This window comes from Catellatospora sp. NPDC049609, assembly GCF_040675365.1.
Classification (GTDB): domain Bacteria; phylum Actinomycetota; class Actinomycetes; order Mycobacteriales; family Micromonosporaceae; genus Catellatospora.
This window is the reverse complement of the sequence record NZ_JBFAOU010000094.1, coordinates 23,826-30,364: the sequence shown is the minus strand read 5'-3', so window position 1 is coordinate 30,364 and position 6,539 is coordinate 23,826. Positions and strand designations below refer to the sequence as shown.

Sequence of the window (6,539 nt, the reverse complement as noted above, 5' to 3'; positions counted from 1 at the left end):
GCCTCAGGAAATTCCTGAGGCCGCGAGTCTTTAAGAGTTGCCGCAGGCGGGCCAGCCGGCCCGGCCGGCCGGGCCGGTGGGCGGGCGGGGGTCAGTCGAGTCTTTCGAGGTCGAAGGAGGTGCGGAGGGACTCGACGGCGGCCTGCTCGGTGGTCTGCCGGGCGGTGGCGGCGTCGACGATCTCATCGGTCGGCTCGTCGCCGGGGTCGAAGCCCTCGATCGTGCGCGGTGGCGGCCCGTCGTACTCGGGGTCGTAGGGCGGCTCGTCCAGCGGCGGGCCGTCGTCCACGGCGGCGGACCGGCGACCCTGCTGGGCGGGCGCGGCCCCACCGAGGCGGGCGGTGGCGGGCCAGTCGTCACCGGAGGCCGGGGCGGGACGCCGCGCCTGGTCGGCGGTCCGCGTCGGCGCGTTGCGCGGCGGAGCCGAGGCGGGGGCGACCGCGCCGGCGCGGGACTGCCCGGCACGCTGGTCGCCGCCGACCTCGCAGCGCAGCTGCCAGTTGCCGCCCAGCACCTGGTGCACCGCCTCCAGCAGCGGAGCCGGGTCGTTCTCCACGCCGTTCGCGTGGACGCGGTGCTTGAACAGCAGCACCAGGGTGTTGCCCTCGATGTCGCGGACCACGGCCTCGCGGGCGAACGCCGCCGCCTTCTTCTTGTTGCGGCCGACCATGCGCACGATCTCGTCCCACGACCGGCGTACCGCCACCGCGTTGTCCGGCCCGCCGGCCGGTGCGGCCGATGCCGGTGGTGGGGATGCCGGGGGTGCGGACGCGGTGCGGGCGGCGGGTGCGCCGGTGGCGGCCCGGCCGCCCGCCGGCTCGGGCTCGGCCCACGACTCGGCGGCACGCCGGGCGGCCTCGCTGCTCGCGGGCACCGCTCCGGTCCGCGACGGCGCGCCGGTGTCCGCCGGGGCGCTCTCCCGGATCGGGGCGCCGGATCCGGCGGGGCCGCCGTCACGGCCGCCGCTTCCGGCAGGAGCGGCGTCGCGGGCGGTGGCGCCGCTTCCCGCTGGGACGGCTTCGCCGACAGGCCCGGCGGCACGCGGCGCCGGATCCGCGCTGTGCGCGGCGCCTTCGCCCGATGCGGCCGCGGCGGGCCGCGGCGAGCCGGCCGAGGCGTTGCGCGCCGCAGCGGCCGCCGCCTCGCGCGCGGCGGCGCGACCCGAGCCGGCCGGCCCGGCCGCGGCCATGGTGTCGCCCTGGGCGTGACCTGCCTCGGGCTGGGCCCGGGTGGGCGCGTCGGCGGCGGGCCGGGTCGCCGCACCGGGGACGAAGCCGCTCTCCAGCCGCTCCAGGCGCTGCAGCAGGGCGGTGCCGGACGGGTCGGCCGCGGGCAGCAGCATGCGGGCCGCGAGCAGCTCCAGCAGCAGCCGCGGCGAGGTCGCGCCGCGCATCTCCACCAGGCCGTTGGCCACGATGTCGGCGCAGCGCGACAGCGTCGCCGAGCCGAGCTGCCCGGCCTGCGCCCGCATCCGCGCGAGCTGCTCCTCCGGGACGTCGACCAGGCCCTTCTCGGCGGCGTCGGGCACCTGCCGCAGGATGATCAGGTCGCGCAGCCGCTCCAGCAGGTCGTTGGCGTAGCGGCGGGAGTCGTGGCCGGCCTCGGCGACCCGGTCGATCGCGGCGAACGCGGCCGCGCCGTCGCCCGCCGCCAGCGCGTCGACCATCTCGTCGATCAGGGCGTTGTCGGTGACCCCGAGCAGCGCCACGGCGCGGGCGTAGGTGACGCCCTGCGGCCCGGAACCGGCGATGAGCTGGTCGAGCACGGAGAGGCTGTCGCGGGCCGAGCCGCCGCCCGCGCGCACCACCAGCGGCAGCACCAGCGGCTCCACCGCCACGCCCTCGCTCGCGCACAGCTGCTCCAGGTACGGCCGGAGGACGCCGGGCGGCATGAGCCGGAACGGGTAGTGGTGCGTGCGCGAGCGGATGGTGCCGAGCACCTTCTCCGGCTCGGTGGTGGCGAAGATGAACTTGACGTACTCCGGGGGCTCCTCGACCAGCTTGAGCAGGGCGTTGAAACCGGCCGACGAGACCATGTGCGCCTCGTCGATGATGTAGATCTTGTAGCGGCTCGACGCGGGCGCGAAGAAGGCGCGCTCGCGCAGCTCGCGGGCGTCGTCGACGCCGCCGTGGCTGGCCGCGTCGATCTCGATGACGTCGATCGAGCCGGGGCCGTCCGGGGCCAGCGCCCGGCAGGAGTCGCACTCGCCGCACGGCTCCGGGGTGGGGCCCTGGGCGCAGTTCAGCGAGCGCGCCATGACGCGTGCGCTGGTGGTCTTGCCGCAGCCGCGCGGGCCGGAGAACAGGTAGGCGTGGTTGAGCCGGCCGGTCTTGAGCGCCTGGATGAGCGGCTCGGTGACGTGCTCCTGGCCGATGACCTCGGCGAAGGTGCGAGGCCGGTACTTGCGGTACAGCGCCAGCGCCACGGGCGTACACCTCCTTGAACGTCGCTGGCTACCGTACCGCGCGGGTCCGACCACCGGGCTGCTGGACCGCGCCCGGTCCGGCCCGTCCGGCGGAGTCCCGCGCGGCCGTGGTCACCTCCGCCGCCCCGGCCCGTGGGGGCGGGCGTCCGGGCGCGTACCAGTTCGATATCAACCGCGCTCGCCCGGTAGGTGAGGCCATCGACCGCCGTTAGGGTCGACCGCAGTCGGTGACCCGGTGTCGTCGGGTTGTCACTCACATGGGACAGGGGTGGCCTCGGTGGGCACGCGTCGGCTCCGGATCGGTTCGGTGGTGGCGGCGATCCTGCTGGCCACCGCGGCCTGCACCGACGACGGCGGCGGGCAGACCGCGCCGTCGGCCGCGCCGAGCCTGCCCGCCGTCAGCACCGAGGACAAGCTGGTCTTCGGCATGGGCGAGCCGCGCGTGCTGGACCCGGCCCTGGCCGCCGACGCGGAGTCGCTGCGCATCACCCGGCAGGTGCTGGAGACGCTGGTGCGCCCGGAGCCGGGCGGCGCCCGCACCGGGCCGGGCCTGGCCGAGCGGTTCGGCGTCGACGCCACCGGCACGGTCTGGACGTTCCGCCTCAAGCAGGGCGTCACGTTCCACGACGGGACGCCGCTCGACGCCGCGGCGGTGTGCGTCAACTTCCAGCGGTGGTATCACTTCTCCGGCCCGCTGCAGGCGGGCGACCTGTCCGCGTACTGGCAGACGATCTTCGGCGGGTTCGCGAAGAACCGGTCCAGCCGCCTGCCGGCCAGCCTGTTCAAGTCGTGCGCCGCGCGCGACCCGGGCACCGTCGAGATCACGCTGACCCGGCCGAGCAGCCGGTTCCCGGCGGCGTTCGCGCTGCCGTCGTTCGCGATCTCCAGCCCGGCGGCGCTGCAGAAGTACGCGGCGGACCGCGTCGTCGGCGGCGGCTACCCGGCGTACGGCGGCAACCCGGTCGGCACCGGCCCCTACCGCTTCGTCTCCTGGGACCGCGGGGCGGGCCTGGTGAAGCTGGAGGCGTTCGACGGCTACCACGGCGGCAAGGCGAAGGTGAAGCAGCTGCACTTCCAGGTGGTGGAGGCGGCGGTGCGCCGGCAGGCGCTGCTCGACGGGAAGATCGACGGCTACGACCTGGTGGCCCCGGCCGACCGCGAGGAGCTGGCGGACCTCGGCTACCACGTGGTCCCCCGGCCCGCGTTCAACACCCTTTACCTGGGCATCAACCAGGCCGGCAACCCGGCGCTGGCCAAGCCCGAGGTGCGGCAGGCGATCGCGTACGCGGTGAACCGGCAGCGCCTGCTCACCGAGGCGTTCCCGGCGGGCGCCAAGCTCGCCCTGAACTTCCACCCCGACACGCTGCCCGGCTGGAACCCCGACGTCGCCGCGTACGCCCACGACCCGGCCCGCGCGAAGGAGCTGCTCGCCGCCGCCGGCTACGGCAGCGGGCTGCGGCTGCGGTTCCACTACCCGCAGGGGGTGACCCGCAACTACCTGCCGTCGCCGAAGCAGATCTTCGACCTGATCGCGGCGGACCTGCGCGCGGTCGGCATCGAGGTCGCCGGGTCGGAGCTGCCGTGGACGCCGGAATATCTGCACGCGGTGACCCGGGGCAGGGACCACGACCTGCACCTGTTCGGCGCGGTGGGCAACTACGGCGAGGCGTACGACTTCCTCGGCACGCTGTTCGCGCAGCGCAGCGACGAGTTCGGGTTCACCGACACGGCGCTGTTCGACCAGCTCAAGCAGGTGGAGTCGACCGGCGAGCCGGAGGCGCGGGTGCCGCAGTACCGGCAGCTCAACGCGCGGCTGCTGGAGCTGCTGCCCGCGCTGCCGCTGGTGCACGGCCCGGACGTGCTGGTCTTCGACAAGAACCTGGCCGGCGTGGTGCCCAGCCCACTGACCGATGAGGACTTCGCGGCGGCGATCTTCACCTGACGGCCCCGCGCCGCAGGGCGAGAAAATGGGGCAGCGGGGTGTCGCATGGCCCCGCTACGCTGCGGGCCGTGCCGGGCATCGCCCCGACACATTCCCATCCCTCTCATGCATTACGGGGTAAACATGAGCAGATCCATGCTGCGCCGGTTCGGTGCAGTGCTGCTGGGCGCGAGCCTGGCGGTGACCGGGCTCACCGGCCCGGCTCACGCGGCGGACACCGGTTCCGTCACCGGCCTGCTGACCGACGGCGGAGCCCCGGTCACCGGCGGTGCCGTCTACCTCTACGGCGACGACGTCGACTACTCCGGCCACTCCTGGTTCGACCAGGGGCGCTACGAGTTCACCGACGTGCCCGCCGGCAGGTACCGGGTGAACTTCGAGGTCCCGGGCCACCCGTCGCAGTACGCCTACGGCAAGAGCGACTGGTCGACGGCGAGCCTCATCACCGTGACCGCGGGCGGCACCGCGGTCGTCAACGACGAGCTGCTGCCGACCGGCACCGTCACCGGCCGTCTGGTCGACCGTGCCGGGGCGGGCGTGCCGTTCGCCTTCGTCAGCGTCGACGCCGTCGACTACAGCTCCTCCGGCTACGGCAGCACGGACCCCGACGGCAACTTCAGCGTCCAGGTCGTGCCGGGCAACTACGTGGTCCGCTTCGACAACGGCTCGTTCAGCCAGTACGCGCCCGGCACGCTCGACCGGGACGCCGCGACGGTGGTCGCGGTCACCGCCGGCGGCACCGTGACGGTCAACGAGACCGTGGTGGCCACCGGCAGCCTGGGGGGCCGCTTCACCGACACCGCGGGCGCGCCGGTCTCCGGCGTGGACGTGTACGTCAGCAACAGCCTGTTCTTCGGCAGCGCCCAGACCGACGAGGACGGCCGCTACCAGCTCGCGCAGGTGCCGGTGGGCACGGGTTACACCGTGGAGTTCTCCAGCGGGGCCCTGCTCCTGCAGCAGTACGCCCACGGCACGGTCGACCCCGCTGCGGCGACCCGGTTCGCCGTCACCGAGGGCCAGACCACCACGGTCGACGACCAGCGGCTGCCCACGGGCAGCGTCCGGCTCACCGCCGTGGACGGCAAGACCGGCCAGCCGATCCTGAACTTCACCTCCAGCATCGGCGTGGACGCGCGGGACACCGAGAACGGCGAGGTCGTCTACCCGACCATCCCGATCGGCACGCACGAGATCTGGGCGAACGCCGCCGGCTACTCGTTCGACGGCACGTCGGTGACGGTGACCGCCGGTCAGCAGACCCACGTCCAGCTCGTCATGGAGCCCCTGGCGCGGGTCACGGCCACCGTGGTGGACGCCGCGACCGGCCGGCCGCTGGCCGGGGTGTGTCTCGTGCCGGTGCTCGCCGAACTGGTCCGGATGCCGGACGGGTGCGGCGAGGTCAGCGATGCGAACGGCAAGGTCACCCAGGTGCTGTGGAAGGGTGCGGGCACCTACCAGCTGCTGGCCTGGCCGCAGGGGGCGGCCGGTTACGGCGCCCAGTGGGTCGGGCAGCGCGGCGGCACCGGCGACCTCCGCCGGGCCGTGCGGTTCACGGTGGCGTCCGGTGACACGGTGACGCCGCCGGTCATCAAGATGGACCGGGCCGGCGTGATCACCGGGCAGGTCTTCGGAGCCGACGGCACCGCGCTGTCCCACGGCTCGGTCCGCGTCGCCGGCGAGCCCGTCGGCCTCGGCGGCGGGTTCGGGGCCTTCTCCATCGGCGACGAGGGCCACTACCGGATCGACAAGCTCGGCCCGTACCAGTGGCCGCTGCTGTTCGACGTGTACGGCCAGGCCACGCAGTGGAGCGGCGGCGAGGCCAACCGCAACCGCGCCGACGTGGTCACCGTGGTCGCGGGTGGGACCACCACCTACGACTACCGGATGGAGGCCGGGGTGACGGTGACGGTGTCCAGCACCACGCCGTTCAGCGGCTTCCTGATCGCCCTGAACGCGACCACCGGCGACATCGTCGGCACGTGGTGGCTCGACGAGCCGAACGTGACCGTCGCGCGCCAGCTCGTCGGCGGGCAGAACATCAAGTTCGAGTACCACTCCGGTGAGGGCGGCAGCAGGTTCGTCGGCGGCGAGGACTTCGCCTCGGCGTCGGAGTTCCGGGTGCCCAAGCGCAAGAACGTGACGTTCGAGCTCGCGCTCGGCTGATGACGTCGG

At 74.1% G+C, this 6,539-nt stretch carries 3 protein-coding genes; 2 read left to right on the top strand and 1 reads right to left on the bottom strand.

The genetic code is table 11. The features are described from left to right. Positions 1-91: 91 nt before the first annotated feature. The gene (locus AB0J67_RS24145) at positions 92-2,425 is read right to left on the bottom strand and encodes a DNA polymerase III subunit gamma and tau (RefSeq protein WP_363485697.1); all 2,334 of its coding nucleotides are present in this window, start codon (positions 2,423-2,425) and stop codon (positions 92-94) included. Positions 2,426-2,702: 277 nt separating this feature from the next. Here AB0J67_RS24145 and AB0J67_RS24140 point away from each other — a divergent pair, with 277 nt between their 5' ends. Together AB0J67_RS24140 and AB0J67_RS24135 are read left to right on the top strand one after the other, a co-directional pair. After that, positions 2,703-4,367, top strand: a complete 1,665-nt coding sequence (locus tag AB0J67_RS24140; RefSeq protein ID WP_363485696.1) for an ABC transporter substrate-binding protein — start codon at positions 2,703-2,705, stop codon at positions 4,365-4,367. Between the two features lie 123 nt (positions 4,368-4,490). Further along, on the top strand, positions 4,491-6,530 hold the full coding sequence (locus AB0J67_RS24135; protein ID WP_363485695.1) for a carboxypeptidase regulatory-like domain-containing protein: 2,040 nt from the start codon (positions 4,491-4,493) through the stop codon (positions 6,528-6,530). Positions 6,531-6,539: the final 9 nt, after the last annotated feature.

Excerpts from the sequence above, each read along its gene's own strand:
- AB0J67_RS24135 (WP_363485695.1), top strand. The coding sequence starts at position 4,491 with ATGAGCAGATCCATGCTGCGCCGGTTCGGTGCAGTGCTGCTGGGCGCG.